The organism is uncultured Fibrobacter sp. (assembly GCF_946062555.1).
Lineage (GTDB): Bacteria > Fibrobacterota > Fibrobacteria > Fibrobacterales > Fibrobacteraceae > Fibrobacter.
Genome location: NZ_CAMGVQ010000037.1, coordinates 1 through 18,843, shown reverse-complemented (window position 1 = coordinate 18,843; position 18,843 = coordinate 1). Strand labels below are relative to the sequence as shown.

Sequence of the window (18,843 nt, the reverse complement as noted above, 5' to 3'; positions counted from 1 at the left end):
AAAAAGTTGGCAGAACTTAGACCGCTTCGCTTTCAGAGCTTAGAGAGAAGAAAATGTTCTAAGTTCTAAGTTCTAAGTTCTTTTGTTGTTGGCGGATGCGGGCGAGGGCCTTGGAGCGGCGGCGTGCCGTTTCCTGGAGGTCCACGTTTTCGTCGTATTCATCCACAATTTCGCGGCCAAGGATTTCTTCGAGCACATCTTCGAGACTCACGATGCCGGCGATGGCCCCCCACTCATCGACAACCCCCACGATATGCCCCCGCTGTTTCAAGAAACGGAGAAGCAGCTTGTCCAAGGTCAGACTGTCGGGAATCAGTTGCAGCGGACGCATCATCTGTCGGAGTTTTACGTCGCGGAGCCCTTCGGCGAGTTTGTTATACGCATCGCGACGGAGCACAATCCCAATCCAGTTGTCCTTCCCCTTTTCGTAAAGCGGCACTCGCGAGAATGGCCAGTTGCCGCGTTCATCCAACGTTTCACCGATGGTAGAATCCGCCTTGAGCGAAAACACCACCTGGCGCGGCGTCATCACCTTGCGCACGGGTACCGATTTCAGCGCCAGGATATTCTTGATGACCAGGGACTGCTGACGGTCAATTACGTCTTCACGAAGGCCCAGGCTCACGAGGCTGTTGATGTCATCGATGCTCACGTCCTTCTTGTCTTCCTTTTCGCGGGTCCAATGCTTGGTGAGTGTAAGGCACAGCCAAATGACTCCCGTCCAGGAAAGAACGATGGTGATGTAGTAGAACGGAACGGCAACCAAGGGCGCCACGACTTTCGCCTGCTTGACACCCAAAGTCTTCGGGGTAATTTCGCCGAACAGCAAAATCAAAATCGTCAGGACAATCGGGAGCGACACCTGCCCAATCGGAGGTAGATTCTTCACGGCAAGCGCCGTCGCCAAGGACGCGCCCACGGTATTCGCAATCGTATTCACCACCAGCACCGAAGCGATGTAGCGGTCGATATTTTCCTTCACATGCACCATGTAGCGCGCGGTAAACTTTTTATGTTTCTGCAAAAACTCGATGATCGCAGGCGGGACACTATAGAACGACGCCTCTGTCACGGAACAGAACGCCGAGATCGTAAGGCAACCGAGAACAGTCAAGACAATATAAAGCATTATTCAACACCCAGTAACGACGAATCAAACAAGGTCGGTTCAATCGCCCAAAGTTGCGGACGGCCTAGATCATAAAGGTAGTCCGCCCAATCCGAGAAATCCGTCAGGATCTTCCCACCTAGCTTGGCACCGAACGCGGGCAACGTAAACGAATTTCCCGAACCGAGCACCATCAAGTCCACGTCGGTCGATTCGCCGATATGCGCCAACTGTTTTGCAGCGGCAATCGCATCGTCAATGCCGCCGAGATCATGCACCAGACCAGCCTGAAGCGCCTTGACGCCAATCATCACGCGGCCGCCGCCGTACGCCGTATCGACAGTTGCCTGCGGGATTCCCGTCGCCTTCGAGACAACCCCCGTAAAGCGATCGTAGAATTCATCCATGTACTGCTGCAGTGCCGCCTTTTCCGCATCGCTCCAGGGGCGCGTAAAAGTCGTCGCATCCGCATACTCGTGCGTCTTGACCGTTTCGGCCTTCAGCCCGATTTTCGACATCAGTCCCGACACATCAATCTTACCGCCATAAATGCCGATGCTCCCGACAATCGCCATGGGCTCCGCCAAAATCCGGTCGCCCGCACAGGCAATGTAGTAGCCGCCCGACGCCCCCATGTAGCCGATGCTCGAAACCACGGGAATTCCCTGTTCGCTCACATGGCGGAGTGCCGCCCAAATCTTGTCCGAAGCGATTGCGGAGCCACCCGGCGAAGAAATGCGAACGATCAACGCCTCGGCACCCGTCGCGGGCAACTTGCGGAGAGATTCCAGAACGGAGCGTTCCATACGCGAATCGATCGTCCCGTCGATATTCATGAGCGCGACCGATGCCCGGCGATTCCAGTTTTCGTTGAAAATCCGCTTGTCCGTCGGATACCAGGTGCGGTAAGACACCTGCGGGTAATCGATGCCGAAGAACGTCTTGAGCGCATAAGAAGGGACCTGATCGAGGTAAAGCAGCGTATCGACGAGGCCCGCGCGCTTTGCGGCAGACGCCGTCACTAAAGGCTGTTTCGCCAGGGAATCCAGATGCGCATAAGCCTGGCTCATGGCCGCAGCGGAAGCCCTAGCGCCACCCGCATAGCGCATCGAAATATAGGCCTGCATCGCCGTCCACAAGTCCGAATAAAGCGAATCCAGATTGGAGCGGGATTCCGCAGACATCGAATCAGCCACATAAGGTTCCACCGCCGACTTGAACTTGCCGTGACGCAGGAATTCCATCTTCACGCCGAGCTTGTCGAAAAGTCCCTTGTAAAAGAGCACGTTTCCGCCAAAACCGCGCCAGTTCATGTGCGCCGAAGGCTCCACCACGATGCGGTCCACATGCGCAGACGCCAATAATACCGCAGGGCGAATGTCATCCATATAGGCAATTACCTTGCCGCCACGGGCCTTGAGCTTTTGCACATAGCGGTCGATTTCACTCGAAATACCGACATTGCCCCTGTACCCGGAAAAGTCCAGGATCACAAGCCCCGAGGCAGGGTCGCGCAACATGTGTTCGAATAAATTACGGACATGCCAAAGATAAATCGAATTTTTGCGGAAAAAGGCGAATTCGTCCTCGGTCTCGGAAACTTCCATATCGAGCGGAACGCGAATAATCTGCGCACTTAACGATGCTTCCGGATTACGCGCGCTATGGTAGCCCCACGCAACACCCTTCGGCAACAGGTCATCGTAGACATGCACCGCGACGTTATTGTAACCGCCGAGAGCCATCGAGAAACTCAGCTGGTATTCATCGTCGCCATAAAGCGGAATGCGGAGTCCCCAGCGGGCACCGTACATTCCCAATTCCACCAGCAGGCGGTGATTTTCAAAATCCTCCACATCGTAGCTCACGCTCATCAGAGGCCCAAAACGAACCGTCGCGCCCAGGTTCTGTATACGGTCGGGAGCCTGCGGCCCCGTATAAAGCACATTGTCGCAGGAATAGCCCACAGAAAGGAAACTGAACGGGCGGATCATCACGCCGAGATCCAAGCCCCATTCGGTGCCGGTAAAGTCCGCGCTGCGGAGAGCCGTAATTCGTTCGCCGATAAAGATGCTGCGATTCCAGAAGTCGTTACCGTGCGTGAGGCTCCAGCGGGACAAATCCAAGTGATCGGGCCCCTGCGTGTAATCGAAGCCCGCCGCCCAATGGTCCAGATTGCCTCCGATACGGAAGTTTTTGATGCCGTCATCGTAGTCGTAGCTCACCAACGCGCCCTTGGAATCAAAAGCGGTAAGCCCCGCCGGGTTGCCCCAAATACCGTGTTCATTTTCGAGCGACACAAAACCCGACTCGCCCGGAATATAGGCAAGCGCACTCGCTGCACAAATCAAAAAAAACGCAGCAACAAACTTATTTTGTATCCAATTCATTCACTCTTCCCTTTCTGTACACTTCGCCAATCAAGGAAACCATTATGACCGCATTACAGGCGTCGTAAAAGTCACCGTACCAATCGTACTCGTGAACCTCGTCTTGCGCCGAATTCCTGTACGAGTTCAAATAATTTAGAAAAGCCTGATGTTCCTTTTGCAATGCATACGCCGGATTGCCATTGCGATAGGCACCCAAGTCCAATGTTACGGAACGACCGTTCATCGAAATTTCTACCATGCGGGAATCCTTGGCGGAGTTTCGATTTGCGATAAATTCAGCCTTGAGCGTCCTCAAGTCATAGAAAGCGTGGACACGGTCGTCGGACAATTCTTCACAACGAAACGACTTGTACATCATGGCGTTCTTGTCGCCCAAGAAACTAAGCAAGTCCATGTCGTGAATCATCAGGTCGTATTCCACGGGGACATCGCGGTTGCGTGGCGAAAAACCGTGCGTTCGCGTAAACTTGAAACTCACCGGGCCCGCATCTTTTTTCTGCAGATTCCAATATTTCAAGTATTCCCGCATCTCCTTAAAAAAGGCCGTCTTCGAAAAATTCTCGATCGCAGGATTGTAACGTTCCGAATGGCCGACAAAGACAAACGCGTTCCGTTCAAGGGCAAGTTTCTGGTATTCCATCGCAGCAACGGCCGAGACGAAAACCGGCTTTTCCACAAGCACAGGGAGCTTTATGTCGATGCATTTTTTCACGTACTCGTCGTGCGTTACAGCCGGTGACGCGACAACGGCAAAGTCAGGAACAAGGGCTCCGACAGCGATCTGTTCAAACAGGGTGGCCGCCTCGGCGGCCGTGTCCGCGACACCGATAAATTCCACACCAACTTCTTCGAACAGCCGCTTGTGCCGCTGTCCCATGGTACCGTTACCAATCAAGACCGCCTTATAGGAACAAGAACTTTGCATACAAACCTAAAGTGTGCCCCGTTTCCATCCCGAACAGGTACCCGCGATTCATCTCGTAGAAAAGGGCTACGCCAAGAGAGTTGCCGAACGAAGAAAAATAACGCGCCGCATCTAGGCGCATCTTGTACCCGCGATAAAGATCGTCCATCTTGCGATACGGTTTCCGCAGGCTCAAGTTTTCGGATTCCTGAATTCGCCAGCGGTACAGGAAAACGTAGTCAAATTTCCAGCCCGAATGGTCGTCGCGGTCCCACAGGAACTTCCACGAAATAGATCCCTTGAGGCCAAGTTCGTCACCCGGCTGAAAATCGCGTTCTTCGAGGAAAGTAAAATATTCCGCCGCAGCGCCAAGCGTCATGTTCCGCGAAAATTCATAGAGGCCAAAAGGCGAAACGCCCAGCCGATGGAAACGGTTCACGCGGGAACCTTCACGCGGCGGAAACCTCCAGCTGACATCGACACCTGCAAACGGGAACGGCACCAGTTTCATGCCCAGGTACGATTCGTTGAGACCGTTCACCTGCAAGTCCACCATCTCGTGAATCTGGTCGTGCGCCATCGTATTCCACTCGTAGCTCACAAGGCGGTAGGCCAAGTCCCCATAGATGCTAAAGCAGTTGCAGGGCGCATACTCCCCCGTCACATTGATATCGCCGCTGTATACGTCATCTCGAAGTTCCGCAAGGGCCCCCAGCAGCACAAAACTTTCGGGAGCGCGCACCGGTGAAACCGTCTCGCGGGCAAATGCCGCAACAGACGCTAGCCCCCAAAGAAGTGCTACACTCAAAGTCTTTCGAATAAAAACAGGCATCGGTTTATTTGACAAATTTAAAAAAAACTAAGATGTCCTGCAAGAAAGCTTCTTCCACCTTCAAAACATTGCGCGCAAATTTTTAAATTTAAAATATGTTTTCCCGGATCGTCGCAACATTCATCGGATTCCTGCTCTGTTCCTGCGTCTGGAACGATCCCGAGAGCACCCCCAGTTACCTGCCCATTGACGATTCGGAATACCCCTATGCAGACTTGCCGAGAATTGTCATCGAGACCGAAGATTTCACACAAATTCGCGACCGCGAAACCAAGATTCCCGCAAAGTTACAAATATACGGCAAAGACGCCCCCGAAAGCGACGTTCTTGATTTGACCATCAAGGGCCGCGGAAACTCCAGTTTCACGGGAATGCCCAAGCCGAGCTACAAAATCGAGTTCAGCAAAAAGCAAAAAATGTTCGGCATGCCCAAGGACAAGGACTGGGCTCTAATCGCAAATTCCGCCGACAAGACTCTTCTCAAGAACTTTATTACATATAAACTCGCAGGATGGCTCGGTGACGAATACACCCCTCGATGCTCTTTCGTTGAACTTTACCTCAACAGGCAATACCAAGGCGTTTATCTCCTGACCGAAACAGTCAAAGTCAGCGAGCACCGAGTCAACATTCCTCAAAGTGACAGTTCCTTCCTGCTCGAAAGAGGTCCTACGGAACATGGCGACGAGCATTTTGTCGTTACCGAAAAAGGAACCACCTTCGGCATCAAGTACCCCAAAGATCCCAGTTATTCCGACACTCAAATTATCAAGGGCGTTCTGAGTGAATTCGAGAATTTTCTAAAGGATAAAGACGACTCATTTCAAGGCAACCATGAAATCACCGACTACCTCGATTTCGAGGATTACTTACGCTACTACTGGATTCAGGAACTCTCCAAGAATATGGACGGAGCCTTTAGACGAAGCATTTTCTTGACTTGGCAAAAAGGAGACGTTATACGTCTCGGTCCCGTCTGGGATTTTGACGTGGCCTACGGAAACTGGGAAACTGAATCCCTTCGCTCCGTGACCGATTGGTATATACGCCCAAGCGGCTGGAACGGCCTTATTTTCAAACGAGAAAAGTACTGGCAAGAAGCTATCCGTTACTGGAAAGACCACCGTGATTTCTTCGCCAAGTTCCCCGATTCTATCCGAAAGTACGCCAATGAACTCGCACCGGCCACCAAAAACGAATTCAAGCGCTGGCCCGTGCTCGAAAACACCGAAAACTGGACCTACAAGGAAGCCTACGACAGCTACGACGAAGCGGTCGATTCGTTAAACAGCTGGATAAAGCAGCGCATAGAATGGATTGACGCCAATTTGTAAAAGCAGCACCTCGACTTTGACCCAGTAAAGCTAAAGGAACTTGCCAACACCTGCAATCTTACTATCTTTGCGGCAGCGGAAAAAATAATGCCCAACAAGCGTAAAATCATATCGTCCCTTTTCTGGAAGTTCTTCGAGCGCGCTGGAACTCAACTGATTCAATTCGGCGTCACCATCGCCCTCGCGAGAATCCTTGTTCCCGAGGACTTCGGGCTTGTCGCACTTATCGCCATTTTTATTAACGTTGCCGCAGCATTCGTTCAAAGCGGACTAAACACGGCTCTTATCCAGAAAAAAGACGCCGACGAACTTGATTTTTCCTCCGTTTTCTGGGCGAGTCTTGGTATCGCGCTAGCTACCTATACCATTCTGTTTTTTTCTGCACCCCTCATCGCAGACTTCTATGAGCAGTCTGCACTTACGACAATCGTAAGAGTACTTGCACTGACGCTTTTCATTGACGTTTTCAGTTCCATACAGAACGCCTATGTTTCCCGGAACATGTTGTTCAAGAAATTGTTCTTCCGAAGTGTCGGGGCAATAATTCCTTCTGGTATTCTTGGCGTTACGCTCGCCCTCTGTGGATTCGGCATCTGGGCACTCGTATGCCACCAGTTCTGCAATGCATTCCTAGCAGTCGCCATCATGTGGTTCACCATCCCGTGGCGGCCATCATTCAAGTTCTCGTACTCCCGTTTCAAGAGTCTGTTCTCTTATGGTTGGAAACTTCTGCTATCTTCGCTAATCGATGTCGTATATACTAACCTTCGCGGCCTCATCATTGGTAAGTTTTTCTCGCCCACCGACCTAGCTTACTACAACAGGGGCGATACCTTCCCGTTTCTCATCATCAACAACATCAATACAGCCATCGGTTCGGTTCTTCTTCCCTCGTTCGCCGCCGTCCAGAACGAAATCACCGATCTGAAGAGAATGATGCGCAGATCCATTATTACAAGCACATTCATCATAACACCCATGATGATTGGACTCGCCGTTATGGCAAAACAGGTTGTTTTACTGGTGCTTGGAGAAAAATGGCTTCCCTGCGTTCCATTTGTGCAAATTTACTGCTGTATGTATTTATTCTACCCTATACATACGACAAACCTTTCGGCAATCAAGGCCATCGGGCGCAGCGACATTTTTCTCAAACTCGAAATCATCAAAAAGATCTGTGGCATATCACTCCTTGTCGGAAGCTACTTCTATTTCAGGAGCCCCATCGGTATTGCCTACGGCGCCCTTGCCTCTGCCATTCTCAGTTCCTTTATCAACGCTAGTCCCAACCTTAGACTTTTGAACTACGGCTACGTGGAGCAGATAAAAGATATCTTCCCTGCATTTGCCTTGGTTGTCCCCATGGGCGCAGCCGTATATGCGGTAAACCTTATCGGTTGCCCCCTGCTGCTAGAAATTGCGTTGCAAGTAATAACCGGCGTAATCGTATATTTCGGGCTGGCAAAGCTTTTTAATCTTGAACGATTCAACTACATTGTAACGACAATTCAAAATTACAAAAAAAAATAGAGCGCCCCCCCCTATTTGAAATCTCTTGGTGGTTTCGATGGGCTCCGCCTACTAGAAATAACTATATTATTTCCAAAAGAGAAATATTATGCCCGAAAAGAAAATTACTGTAACATCGCCTCTTCTCCCGTCCCTGGATCAATTTATCCCTATGCTTCGGGACATCTGGGACCGTAAGTGGCTTACGAACAATGGTTATTACCACAAGGATCTGGAAAAAGCCTTGGCGGAATACCTCGGTGTAGAGCACCTCAGCCTGTTTACTAATGGGACCCTTCCCCTTATCACCGCCCTACAGGCCATGAAAATCACAGGCGAAGTCATCACGACTCCATACAGTTTTGTTGCCACAACCCATTCCATTTGGTGGAACGGACTCAAACCGGTATTTGTAGATGTTGATGAGGAAACCGGCAACATCAATCCCGAAAAAATTGAAGCGGCTATTACTCCGCACACAACTGCCATTATGCCGGTCCATGTCTATGGCACCCCCTGCAACATGGAGCGAATTCAGGAAATTGCAGACATATATGGTCTCAAAGTTATTTACGATGCCGCCCACGCCTTCGGCGTAAAAAAAGACGGCAAATCCATCTTGAAATGGGGTGATATGAGTACGCTCAGTTTCCACGCGACAAAGGTCTACAACACCATTGAAGGTGGCGCCCTTATTTGCCATGATGCGGCAACCAAAAAAAGAATCGATTTTCTCAAGAACTTTGGTTTTGCAGACGAAACGACCGTCGTCGCCCCCGGCATCAACAGCAAAATGGATGAAATACGTGCCGCGTACGGTCTATTGAACCTGAAACAAGTGGACGACGCCATAGCCAAAAGAAAAGCCACAGCCGAACACTATAGGGCAGCCCTTAAAGATGTTTCCGGCATTCGTCTGCTAAAGGATGTCGAAGGCGTTCGCCACAACTACGCCTACTTCCCAATTTTTATCGACGAGAAGGTCTACGGTATGAGCCGCGACACGCTTTACGCCAAGCTACAGGAGCACAATATCTTCGGCCGTCGATACTTCTACCCCCTAATCAGCACATTTAGCGCCTATAAAGGACTCGATTCCGCCAACCCCAAGAACCTCCCCGTCGCCCACAAGTTAGCAGACCAGGTACTTTGCCTGCCGATGTTTGCCGACATGGATGACGAATCTACAAACCGCGTCATTGAAGTTGTTCAAAAAAAATAGTAGGGCCATCATGAAAAAAATAATGCTACTTGGCGGGATCCGCTATCTTTTACCAGTAATCGAAGAAGCTCATAAATTAGGCATTTATGTAATTACCGCGGATTATTTACCGAACAATATTGCGCATAAGTATTCTGACGAGTATGTCAACGTCAGCATCATCGACAAAGCTGCAGTTTTGCAAGTGGCTAAAGAAAAAAACATTGACGGTATCATGTCATTCGGAGTCGATCCGGGAGTCGTTGCGGCCTCCTATGTCCAAGAACAAATGGGGCTACCCGCATTTGGTCCTTACAAATCTGTAGAAATACTCCAAAACAAGGACAAGTTCAGAAAGTTCTTAACCGACAACGGGTTTAATGTTCCCTGGGCATTCAGTTTCGATTCTGTAGAAAAAGCCTTGGCGGCAGCTGACAAATATTCCTATCCAATGATCGTGAAACCGACTGATTCTGCCGGAAGCAAGGGATGTTCCAGAGTTGATAAATTTGAAAATTTACCGGCCGCGTTAGCTAACGCGATGGAACACTCTATTTCTGGACATATCATTATTGAAGAATTCATTGAACAACTAGGATGTTCTTCTGATACCGACAGTTTTTCAATTAACGGCAAGTTGGAATTCGCCTCATTTTCGGCACAAAGGTTTGATAAAAAAGCGGAAAATCCCTACACCCCATCTGCTTACAGTTGGCCCTCAACCTATACCGAAGCCCAAGAAAATGAATTGCGATCGGAATTGCAACGCCTGCTTTCTTTGTTGAAAATGAACACATCCGTTTACAACATAGAAACTCGTGTCGGGTTAAATGGAAAACCATATATTATGGAGGTCTCACCTCGTGGTGGCGGAAACCGTTTGTCGGAAATGCTTCGCTACGCAACAGGCGTGGACCTTATCAAGGCCGCAGTTTGCGCTTCTGTTGGTTTACCAATCGAAGGTGTTCGACAGGTCCCATACAACGGTCACTGGGCTGAAATTATTCTACATTCTGAAAAAGACGGAAAGTTTGAATCGCTCTGGATAGACGAAAGCATTCGTAAAAACGTTGTCGAAGAAGACATCTGGGTAAATCCTGATGACGAAGTTGAAGGCTTTAAAGGAGCCAACAACGCCATCGGCACACTTGTGCTTAAGTTTGAGTCGCAAGAGCAAATCAATGAAGTTCTTTTGAATCAAGGCAAATATTTAAAAGTCAATGTCAAGGAATCAAAGACCAATCTTTAAAGAAAGGAAAACAAGATGAAAAAAGTCCTAGTTTTTGGTGCCACGGGTCAAATCGGCTCAAACGTTGCCGTTTATCTTAAAGATAAGGGCTATGATGTTATTGCCGTTGGTCACAGATCCTCCGACGGCGGTTTTTTCGCAACAAAAGACATTCGTTACATTGGCGGAGTTGCCAACGAAAACAGTGTCGACTTTGAAAAGTTGCCTACAGATATAGATGTTGTTATCAATTTGGCCGGAGCGATGCCCGCTCACGCAAACGCATCTCCAATGCCGTACATTCAAAGCATTGTTGTCGGAACTGTAAATATATGTGAATGGCTTAGAACCAAAACATCTTGCAAAAGGTTTATATTCAATACAACTCCTTCGGACGTCATTAAATACCTTAATCAGCCAACCCCCGTCCCTGATTATGCAGACCGCTCTTTCCCAAAGAACGGCGGCGACCATGCCGTATACGCAATAGCAAAGAATACCGCCGTAGACATTCTTGAGCACTACAGTATTGCTTATGGGTTTAAACCCATTGTTTTCAGGCACGACACCGTTTACAGTTGGAGCGAAAGCCCGTATTACAACATTAACGGAGAAAGGAAAAAACTTCCATGGCGAGTCATCACAGAAAACGCCATTAATGGACAAACTGTAGAAGTATGGGGCAATCCTAATTTCAAGAAATGCCTGCTATATGTTAAAGATTTCTGTAGCGCGATTGATTGCGCAATACAATGCGATTGTACAGGCATATACAACCTTAGTGGGGTCCGTTTTTACACTATGGAAGAGCAAATACAGGGCATTATAGATGTTTTTGGAAACAAATCGAACCCTCCTTCAAAAAAATATTGCCCCGAAAAGCCGAGCACACCCATGCATCTTTATGCCGATGAAAAGGCTAAAATTGAATTGGGATGGGTTCCATGCTGGGATTGGTGGAAAGCATGCGAGGACATGAAAAAGGTAATGGAGGAAAAGCCTTTCCACCTATTAGAGACCGGGACGAAACTAGCTTCCGCTGAAAGCTTGTAAAGAAACGTACTAAATCCAAGTTCTATTATGGCAAACAAACCTTTAGTTTCAATTCTTTGCGTAACATATAATCAAAAAGATTACATAGCACAAACCATCGAAGGCTTCCTCATACAGAAAGTCGATTTTCCCATCGAAATCATTATTCATGACGACGCCTCAACAGATGGAACCGCAGAGATTGTCCAAGAATACGCCAACAAGCATCCAGAACTCATCAGGCCCATTCTTCAAAAAGAAAATCAATACTCAAAAAAAATTAGCCTTTGGAAAAATTTTATTTATCCAATAGTTCAAGGGAAGTATATCGCAGAATGCGAAGGCGACGACTATTGGACCGACCCCAATAAATTGCAAAAGCAAATCGACTTTTTGGAAAGCCATCCCGACTACAGCGCATGTGTTCACCGTTGCAAGCGCCTTGACTGTAGGACAAATTCCTTTAGCGGATCAATGCCCCCAACAGAAACACAAGAGCGAGATTTTTCCCTCACCGAGATTATTCTTGGCGGAGGGGGATTTTGGGGCACCAACACGCTCGTTTGCAGATTCGATTTTCTGCCAGACTGCGATGCGGATTTTTGGAAGTTATCCCCCGTGGGAGATTTCCCGCACGCATTAAGCCTTGCCACCCGCGGAAAAATCCGTTACCTGCCGCAAGAAATGTCCGTCTACAGGCTTTTCGCCAAAGGGTCTTGGTCCTGTCGCACTTTGTGTGGACCCGAAGCTTATAACAGAAGACACACCCATGTAGAAAAAATGCGCGAAAGCCTCAAGGCTTTTGACAAATTCACCGATTTCAAGTACACCGACACCATTCAAGAAAAAATAGACTTGAACGACTTCAATCTTTATTGGGATTTTGGCAAATGCTCCTTGCTCAAAACCACAAGCCACTACAAGCAGCGTTCGTTCATCGGCAAACTAAAAGCACTTTATCACTGCATCAGTATTTTTTTCAAGAAATCCAAAGATTGACCGCGGAATTCTTGAAGTTTCTGCACTTCTGTATCTGCCGTATTAGCCTGCGGCAGATTTTTTATTGATTCCAGGGAGTCAATCTCAAGTAAGTGATGTTCCGCAGAACATTGACGTAAAAAATCCGCAATTCTGCAATCATTTCCATTTATCTCTTTAACGACCGAATAAAAATCTTTCTTGAAATTCAGCGCAAAGGCCGTTCCATGAAAAGACGTGGTCAACACAAATTGGGCATCCCGAAACAGTTGTAGGAATTCAAAAGGGCCCGCAGTTTCAAAAGTAACTGCGCCATCAATGGAATAGCCTTTCCGAAGGCCCAGCAAAATAACAACTTTCAGACCTAGACGTTCAGCCAACTTCTTTGTAAACGTAACAATGTTCGGATACGGGTCATACGAATAGGACTGAATATAGAGCAACAGGAAGTCCTCTTTCAAAAGAGATTCCTTCGGACATATTCCCAGCCATTCTCCCTTATCCAGCAGCAAACTAGGGTCACACACGACATCGGTTTCCCTGCCAGTCATTCTAGAGACTATCTCTGCAGTAGATTTTTCACGAACAGAAATCGCGTCATACTTTTCCAAATAAACCTTGTACGAGTCCTCAAATTCTTTATCAATCCTACGGCTCGACATACTCGCCGCATAACTCAGGCGAGGCTTCCCAACCCCTGCAAAATCCAGAAAGAACACAGGATCGTTCGCAACAAAACGGGGGTTCCAGACCTGGTCACTGCCGGTCACGTAGATATCGTAATCCGGAGGATTATCGCAAACAGATTCTATTGAGTCGTAAAAGCGTGAAAGTTTAAAGAACTTCTTGTAGAAGCGCCTGTAGTTTTTCAGCAATTCATAGCGATTCACACGCTCTTCGGCCTTCTTTTTAAATTTACTCAAACGCAGCGCAAGCATCAGGCGAGCAATTACGTTTAACATAAACAACCGGAAAGTCGAGCGCTGAGGAAAGTATGTTAGCCCCTGCTTGGCACAATGATACTCATTCGGATAATGATAGTCTATGAGTTCGGCTTCATAACCGAGTTCATCAACCTTATGCTGCAGAGCATAGGCCTGAAGGGCCGAACCGAAATTAGGCACCTTGTGCATCGTGATTATGCCGACACTCTTCATTCAAGCTCTCCCCAATATCTTTTTTAACGCATCGCGCAATCCCTGTGGCAAAAGACGACGGCGCAAACGCCGGACATAATACATGAAAGGATCTTCATGATGCAAATACCTTTTTTGCAGTTCCTCAAACGGCAAATCAATATTCGCATAGATTTCATCACGAATCGGCTTATACACCGATGGATGGTACAGGTTCCAATTACCCGCACTTATCGTTTGCAAGTCCATAGGTACAATAACAGCATCGCTTTCTATCTGCTTGAGCACATTCTCGCCCTTTGGCGAGTTGACCAAGAGCATCGAAAGTCCCTTCGTGTGATCAAAACCCACAGGATCTTTCATATTGTGAAAGCCCCAGAAATCCCCCACCGTAAAATCACCCTCACGATTCATATTGGCGAACTTACACGAATAGCAAGATTTTCGAAAAGTTTCCCCGCGCAGGAATGCGGCGTAATAGGGATCGCAATCGGGATTTACCGCATAGGATTTTTTTTCATCGGAAAAAGCTCCCCCAAGCGACCAACCGAAAAATTTTTTCGACCTAAAAACATAGGACTTTATGGTAGAAAGATTCTTTTCTCCCAACCAGTGAATATACTTTTGAAGAAGTTTCTGGCTCGGAACACCATGACATACAAGATCCATAGTCAGCAGTAATTTTGAATCTTCACCCAGAAACGACTTAAGTGCAGCAACCTGACACGGAGTTCCCGAAAAAAGAACAAGCCGTCCACTATTTAAAAAAAACTTCACTTTTTTATAGGAGTCCTTCATATCACTTGATACATATTTAGACCCCTGAAGGAGGTGCAAATCCTCCAGCCGTTCAACAGCGACATGCGACACATTCAACAATTCGTCGTATGCAGCACCAAAAACAACCCCACCCTGTTTCAAAACATAGCGAGCAATACAGGCAAAGGCCCCACCCGAAGTACTATTTTTTAAGCTCTCGCCATCTTTGTCCTGCAAGACTACCGAAAAAATCGGAGTCCCTCCAGAAGCCCTCTCCTTTTCTACCGGGCATTTCTTTAAGCATGCACCACATTCAATACATTTTTGTTCATCGACAGAAGGATAGGCGAACCCCTCCGCATCACGGACCATCGAAATGCAGCTCTTAGGGCAAACGTTAGAACACGTACCGCAACCGCTACAGACATCATGAGAAACAAGCGAGACATTCTTCATGCGGTTTCTTCCTCTTCTTCCGATTCATCCGCCAACAAGGATTCTTCATCCGGTTCTTTCTCGTAGAATTCATGATATTTCAACAAGATTATTGTCAGCACAAATAAAAGAGAAAGTTCTATTCCCAATACGGACGACAATGTTTTGCCAGCCAAAAAACCAAGCGGAACAAAAATCCACAATTTTACTTTCTTAAACACTGCAAGAGCAGCATTTATATTCACTCCCAGGTAAGCAACCGCCCCCACCAAGCCCTGGTCAAGCAACACCTGGAACCAAATACTTTCTGCACCGGCAATATCTGCATCAACCTCTTTCACGAAAGTCCATACAAAGCCGTTTCCATTTCCCCAAATAGGCGACCGAGCCCAATAAATCAACGTCACCAGCAACTGTTCCATTCGCATATCACTGTTGCTGCCGTGAACCTTATCGGAATTGACAAACGAATCAATAATTTCAAGCATAAACGAGCCCGCAACAGCAAGCAGAACCATTACGGCGACCATTTTTATCAAAAAGAATTTGGCGGTAAAAAATTCTTTCCGCACGATAATCAACACAGCAACAGCTGTTGCCGCAATAACAGACCTTGTCCCCGATAAAAGCGTACAGAAAAGGAACAACCCCACAAGAAATATCGTATATTTTCGTTTTTCTTCCAAGCAAGCAGAAACACAGTAAAGAGTCACCCCGAATAGCCCTAAAAACAGTCCGGAACCAGCAGGCGTAGCCATGAACCCCTGACACCGTTTAAATCCAAATCTTATTTCCTGATAGTCTATAACTAGGTCTTCATTTACCCATTCATTCGCTAGCAAAGTCTGAATAATCGGATTCGAACCTATAGTCACCTCTATCAAAATATAAAGGGACATGACCAATCCAAAAGCCGTCATAGACTTCACCAGCAATTGGAAAATAGGTTTTTCGTCCACACAATTCCAAAGAATCATCGGGTAAATAAATACCGATATAAAGCGGAGTATCGACGTAGGCCAGTGAGGTTCAATAAAATAGTTCGTTCCCACAATGGAAATTAGAGTCAGAAAAATGCCAACATAAAATGGATTTTTTACTAACAATGTCCAACGAGAGAACGGATTCTTGCACAAATAAAAAACTAATGCAATCACTGAAACAATTTCAAAGTCGCTTACCGGCATACCCGGAAAAGGAATCAAAATAAGTATAAGGTGTAGCGGGGCCAATATAGCAATCGTTTTTCGGAAATCAACAATCATTCCGATGACAAAAATTAAAACGAATACATAGGCAATAGACATAATTTTATCGTTATTTCAATTTTTTTTACTATCAAGAACTCTACGGTATTCTTCCAAATATCGCAAAGCCGTTTTCTGAATGTTATAATTTAACAAAACATGTTGTCGCCCAAGTTCTACAATTTTTTCATCACGACCATTTTGAACAAAAGAAGCAATTTGTTTTGCCAAATCTGCAGGATTTCCTGGTTGAAACACATAACCGGCCAGCGCTCGTTTACCACCCACGTCAACACCCATTATTTCTATAGGGCCCTCAATGCAACTCGCCAATACCGGAACTTTTGCAACCAAAGCCTCTGCAACAGTCAAGCCAAAGCCTTCATAACGCGACGCTTGAATAAACAAATCAAAATTGCTCAGATTGTCGTAAATCCAATCCCTGGTTTTGTTCCCTTCAAAAACAACCATATCGCTTATACCCAGAGAGGCTGCCATTTCCTGCAACATTTCCTTACTAGAGCCGTCCCCGACAAAATGCATTTTAAAGTTCGTCGCACATAAATTCCGCTTTTTGATTTCCGCCAGGGCGTTCAAAACAACATCCTGTCCCTTCTGCTTTATATACAGCCTAGAAACCTGGACAAAATGCATCAAGCCGTCATCAAAGAGGCCGTTTTTCTCGCAATTAATACTATCACACGAAATGCCATTTTCGACAAGTATCGTTTTCTTCCCCGCCTGTCGCCATTCATCCTCGACAGCCTTCGAAATGGCATAGCAGGCCTTGAAATACTTTGACTCGGCAATATTATTGGTCGTATTGTGGATTGTACGAACCAAGGTTCTTTTCCCCAAAATAAGCCGGGCTATCTTGTCATAATGGACATGCACGATTTCAGGGTTCGCCTTCCATAAATAGAAGTTAAGCTTCATAAGTGGCAAAGGGTTCTTGCTTTTAAGTTTTCTGCCACAGCAATAGACGCGGATACGTTCATCAAGACGAGCCTTGATGGACTCGTCAATCATATCATTTATAACAATCAACGAAATTTCATTGTCATCAACCTGTTGATTGACAATATCAACCAACATATTCTCAATACCGCCAGTACCAAGTCCCCATAAAAGGTGAACAATTTTCATGGCTTATCCAGTCTATCCTGTTACTTTAGTCTTTAATTGTGAAGACGAAATCCCTTCTGTCCTCGGTAAGATGACAACCTGTCTACCATGTTCCCTGCACCATTGCATTGCCCGCTGAAAGCCATCATGAACCTGATCCGGTCCTGTGACAAAGATGTCAAAATCCACTTCTTTCACGATTGTATCAACATCTTCATATACGACAGTCTCGTCAACATACCTAATGGATTGAACCATATACAGGCGTTCTTCCGTGTTATAAAGAATCGTCGTATCAGGCTTGTATTTCAGGATTTGTTTGGAATCTTGAACGGCAACAATCAAATAATCCCCCAAAGCCTTGGCTCGGCTAAACAGGTTGACATGGCCAATATGCAAGTAGTCGTAAACACCAACAGTAAAAACCTTTTTCATATCAAATTTTCCTTACGCCCACATCAAAATGTCGCCGGCTATTTCCAATATACATTATTTAATGTATGTGGCGAAGTCCTGCACTCAACTGGAGGCGGAGTCATATAGTCGCCAAACATCTGAGTCAGCCATTCATCGTACGAAGCAATGATTTTGAACGATTCGTTCTCAAAAGGAACATTTTCGTATTTTTCAAACATAGCTCTAGGGCAAATCGACCTATACGCACAGGAAATCTCCGAACTGAATACCAACCCTACGTATTTTGCGTTGCGGTTCGTCAAGCGGTTTACGAGTTCGTATTCCTTAGCCACAATTTTTTTCATGGAAACAGGTAGGCAGACCATCTTCAAAATCCGAATCAAGATCCGCTTTACAAAAGAATTCTTCTTGCCTGGTTTGACAAGCTTTATGCGGAACAGCTTTTTAAGGAAATCTAGTTTCTTGATAAAATTCACGCATTCCTGTTGGGAATCATACAAATAATCGCACGGGAACACATCTATATTGATTCCAATATTATCCACCGAAACATTCTCTTCCAGGAGAGTCCTCGTGTCAGCAACTTTTGCAAACGGATAATAATACCCTTCATCTTTTCGGCAATCGTAGACATGGTAAAATCCACCCGCACTCTTGTAAGATGCAATAAAACGCTCGTAATCATCCCTAGGCATGGCAATGTCAATGTCGTCATCCCACGGAATATATCCCTTATGCCGAACTGCCCCTAGTAGACTTCCGTAAATCAATGTATATCGGATATTGTTATTTTCGCAGAAAAAATGGACGTCTTTCAAAATGTCTATTTGAATTTGCTTCATTTCTTCTATGGAAATGGGTTTCATTGGGCAACCTTCCTGCATACTCAATTTTTTTTCACATTGAAATGTAGAAAAAAAAATTCAACTTCCATCTATTTGCAAAAGCATCCAATAGAAAATACTATCTTAGCAACTATCCAAAACAATCCTTCGGTTTTTACGGGGTTCGACATGAAAAAAAGGATATTATGCGCCTTATCTATCCTAGGCCTGCTGCTCGGATGCGAATCTAATTCCACCTCCACACAAGAACTCGCCAACCCCCAGGGAAAAATAGACACGCTAGTGGTTATGGACACCGTGGTTACGTCCAGAATAGACACGGTAGTCGTGTCAAAAAAGGACACCGTGGTTATGTCCAGA

The 18,843-nt window shown here is 46.6% G+C and carries 17 protein-coding genes; 7 read left to right on the top strand and 10 right to left on the bottom strand.

The window, feature by feature from the left end; translation table 11 throughout:
- Nucleotides 1-58 precede the first annotated feature (58 nt).
- From Q0P86_RS11085 to Q0P86_RS11070, 4 genes are read right to left on the bottom strand one after another with little or no spacing between them, the layout of a single operon-like run.
- The gene (locus tag Q0P86_RS11085; RefSeq protein ID WP_294114297.1) at nt 59-1,129 is read right to left on the bottom strand and encodes a hemolysin family protein; all 1,071 of its coding nucleotides are present in this window, start codon (nt 1,127-1,129) and stop codon (nt 59-61) included.
- Nucleotides 1,129-3,498: a signal peptide peptidase SppA gene (gene sppA / locus Q0P86_RS11080; RefSeq protein ID WP_295039455.1), complete on the bottom strand. Its 2,370-nt coding sequence runs from the start codon at nt 3,496-3,498 to the stop codon at nt 1,129-1,131. Before sppA ends, Q0P86_RS11085 begins: the two co-directional genes overlap by 1 nt.
- On the bottom strand, nt 3,479-4,426 hold the full coding sequence (locus Q0P86_RS11075; protein WP_295039454.1) for a Gfo/Idh/MocA family oxidoreductase: 948 nt from the start codon (nt 4,424-4,426) through the stop codon (nt 3,479-3,481). The genes sppA and Q0P86_RS11075 overlap by 20 nt, the downstream gene beginning before the upstream one ends.
- A complete protein-coding gene (locus Q0P86_RS11070) occupies nt 4,404-5,237 on the bottom strand; it encodes a hypothetical protein (RefSeq protein ID WP_295039453.1) in 834 nt (277 codons plus the stop codon). The genes Q0P86_RS11075 and Q0P86_RS11070 overlap by 23 nt, the downstream gene beginning before the upstream one ends.
- 95 nt (nt 5,238-5,332) lie before the next feature.
- On the opposite strand from Q0P86_RS11070, the gene Q0P86_RS11065 reads away from it, so the two are divergent.
- The 6 genes from Q0P86_RS11065 (at nt 5,333) to Q0P86_RS11040 (ending at nt 12,540) form a co-directional block, all read left to right on the top strand.
- On the top strand, nt 5,333-6,571 hold the full coding sequence (locus Q0P86_RS11065; RefSeq protein ID WP_295039451.1) for a CotH kinase family protein: 1,239 nt from the start codon (nt 5,333-5,335) through the stop codon (nt 6,569-6,571).
- A gap of 87 nt (nt 6,572-6,658) precedes the next feature.
- On the top strand, nt 6,659-8,101 hold the full coding sequence (locus tag Q0P86_RS11060) for a lipopolysaccharide biosynthesis protein (RefSeq protein ID WP_295039449.1): 1,443 nt from the start codon (nt 6,659-6,661) through the stop codon (nt 8,099-8,101).
- Nucleotides 8,102-8,189: 88 nt separating this feature from the next.
- Complete coding sequence (locus Q0P86_RS11055; RefSeq protein ID WP_295039447.1) at nt 8,190-9,302, top strand: DegT/DnrJ/EryC1/StrS aminotransferase family protein; 1,113 nt, start codon at nt 8,190-8,192, stop codon at nt 9,300-9,302.
- 10 nt (nt 9,303-9,312) lie between these two features.
- Complete coding sequence (locus tag Q0P86_RS11050) at nt 9,313-10,530, top strand: acetyl-CoA carboxylase biotin carboxylase subunit family protein (RefSeq protein WP_295039446.1); 1,218 nt, start codon at nt 9,313-9,315, stop codon at nt 10,528-10,530.
- Nucleotides 10,531-10,545: 15 nt separating this feature from the next.
- Nucleotides 10,546-11,562 (top strand): NAD(P)-dependent oxidoreductase, encoded by a 1,017-nt coding sequence (locus tag Q0P86_RS11045; protein ID WP_295039444.1) that lies wholly within the window; start codon nt 10,546-10,548, stop codon nt 11,560-11,562.
- A gap of 27 nt (nt 11,563-11,589) precedes the next feature.
- Complete coding sequence (locus Q0P86_RS11040) at nt 11,590-12,540, top strand: glycosyltransferase family A protein (RefSeq protein WP_295039441.1); 951 nt, start codon at nt 11,590-11,592, stop codon at nt 12,538-12,540.
- Here the strand turns inward: Q0P86_RS11040 and Q0P86_RS11035 are convergent.
- The 6 genes from Q0P86_RS11035 to Q0P86_RS11010 are packed head-to-tail and all read right to left on the bottom strand — an operon-like array spanning nt 12,501 to nt 18,480.
- A complete protein-coding gene (locus Q0P86_RS11035) occupies nt 12,501-13,676 on the bottom strand; it encodes a polysaccharide pyruvyl transferase family protein (RefSeq protein WP_295039440.1) in 1,176 nt (391 codons plus the stop codon). The two genes, Q0P86_RS11040 and Q0P86_RS11035, sit on opposite strands and share 40 nt — an antisense overlap.
- On the bottom strand, nt 13,677-14,870 hold the full coding sequence (locus Q0P86_RS11030) for a Coenzyme F420 hydrogenase/dehydrogenase, beta subunit C-terminal domain (RefSeq protein ID WP_295039439.1): 1,194 nt from the start codon (nt 14,868-14,870) through the stop codon (nt 13,677-13,679).
- On the bottom strand, nt 14,867-16,114 hold the full coding sequence (locus Q0P86_RS11025) for an O-antigen ligase family protein (protein ID WP_295039435.1): 1,248 nt from the start codon (nt 16,112-16,114) through the stop codon (nt 14,867-14,869). Before Q0P86_RS11025 ends, Q0P86_RS11030 begins: the two co-directional genes overlap by 4 nt.
- A gap of 57 nt (nt 16,115-16,171) precedes the next feature.
- Complete coding sequence (locus Q0P86_RS11020) at nt 16,172-17,242, bottom strand: glycosyltransferase (protein ID WP_295039433.1); 1,071 nt, start codon at nt 17,240-17,242, stop codon at nt 16,172-16,174.
- A gap of 12 nt (nt 17,243-17,254) precedes the next feature.
- Nucleotides 17,255-17,656, bottom strand: a complete 402-nt coding sequence (locus Q0P86_RS11015) for an adenylyltransferase/cytidyltransferase family protein (RefSeq protein ID WP_295039432.1) — start codon at nt 17,654-17,656, stop codon at nt 17,255-17,257.
- Nucleotides 17,657-17,694: 38 nt separating this feature from the next.
- Complete coding sequence (locus Q0P86_RS11010) at nt 17,695-18,480, bottom strand: phosphorylcholine transferase LicD (protein ID WP_295039430.1); 786 nt, start codon at nt 18,478-18,480, stop codon at nt 17,695-17,697.
- Nucleotides 18,481-18,651: 171 nt separating this feature from the next.
- Here Q0P86_RS11010 and Q0P86_RS11005 point away from each other — a divergent pair.
- The coding region (locus tag Q0P86_RS11005; protein WP_295039428.1) for a hypothetical protein at nt 18,652-18,843 on the top strand (192 nt) is incomplete at its 3' end.

Bases quoted from the DNA above. Each gene is read 5' to 3' on its own strand.
- Q0P86_RS11085 (WP_294114297.1), bottom strand. From the start codon at position 1,129: ATGCTTTATATTGTCTTGACTGTTCTCGGTTGCCTTACGATCTCGGCG.
- sppA (WP_295039455.1), bottom strand. From the start codon at position 3,498: ATGAATTGGATACAAAATAAGTTTGTTGCTGCGTTTTTTTTGATTTGT.
- Q0P86_RS11075 (WP_295039454.1), bottom strand. From the start codon at position 4,426: ATGCAAAGTTCTTGTTCCTATAAGGCGGTCTTGATTGGTAACGGTACC.
- Q0P86_RS11070 (WP_295039453.1), bottom strand. From the start codon at position 5,237: ATGCCTGTTTTTATTCGAAAGACTTTGAGTGTAGCACTTCTTTGGGGG.
- Q0P86_RS11065 (WP_295039451.1), top strand. From the start codon at position 5,333: ATGTTTTCCCGGATCGTCGCAACATTCATCGGATTCCTGCTCTGTTCC.
- Q0P86_RS11060 (WP_295039449.1), top strand. From the start codon at position 6,659: ATGCCCAACAAGCGTAAAATCATATCGTCCCTTTTCTGGAAGTTCTTC.
- Q0P86_RS11055 (WP_295039447.1), top strand. From the start codon at position 8,190: ATGCCCGAAAAGAAAATTACTGTAACATCGCCTCTTCTCCCGTCCCTG.
- Q0P86_RS11050 (WP_295039446.1), top strand. From the start codon at position 9,313: ATGAAAAAAATAATGCTACTTGGCGGGATCCGCTATCTTTTACCAGTA.
- Q0P86_RS11045 (WP_295039444.1), top strand. From the start codon at position 10,546: ATGAAAAAAGTCCTAGTTTTTGGTGCCACGGGTCAAATCGGCTCAAAC.
- Q0P86_RS11040 (WP_295039441.1), top strand. From the start codon at position 11,590: ATGGCAAACAAACCTTTAGTTTCAATTCTTTGCGTAACATATAATCAA.
- Q0P86_RS11035 (WP_295039440.1), bottom strand. From the start codon at position 13,676: ATGAAGAGTGTCGGCATAATCACGATGCACAAGGTGCCTAATTTCGGT.
- Q0P86_RS11030 (WP_295039439.1), bottom strand. From the start codon at position 14,870: ATGAAGAATGTCTCGCTTGTTTCTCATGATGTCTGTAGCGGTTGCGGT.
- Q0P86_RS11025 (WP_295039435.1), bottom strand. From the start codon at position 16,114: ATGATTGTTGATTTCCGAAAAACGATTGCTATATTGGCCCCGCTACAC.
- Q0P86_RS11020 (WP_295039433.1), bottom strand. From the start codon at position 17,242: ATGAAAATTGTTCACCTTTTATGGGGACTTGGTACTGGCGGTATTGAG.
- Q0P86_RS11015 (WP_295039432.1), bottom strand. From the start codon at position 17,656: ATGAAAAAGGTTTTTACTGTTGGTGTTTACGACTACTTGCATATTGGC.
- Q0P86_RS11010 (WP_295039430.1), bottom strand. From the start codon at position 18,480: ATGAAGCAAATTCAAATAGACATTTTGAAAGACGTCCATTTTTTCTGC.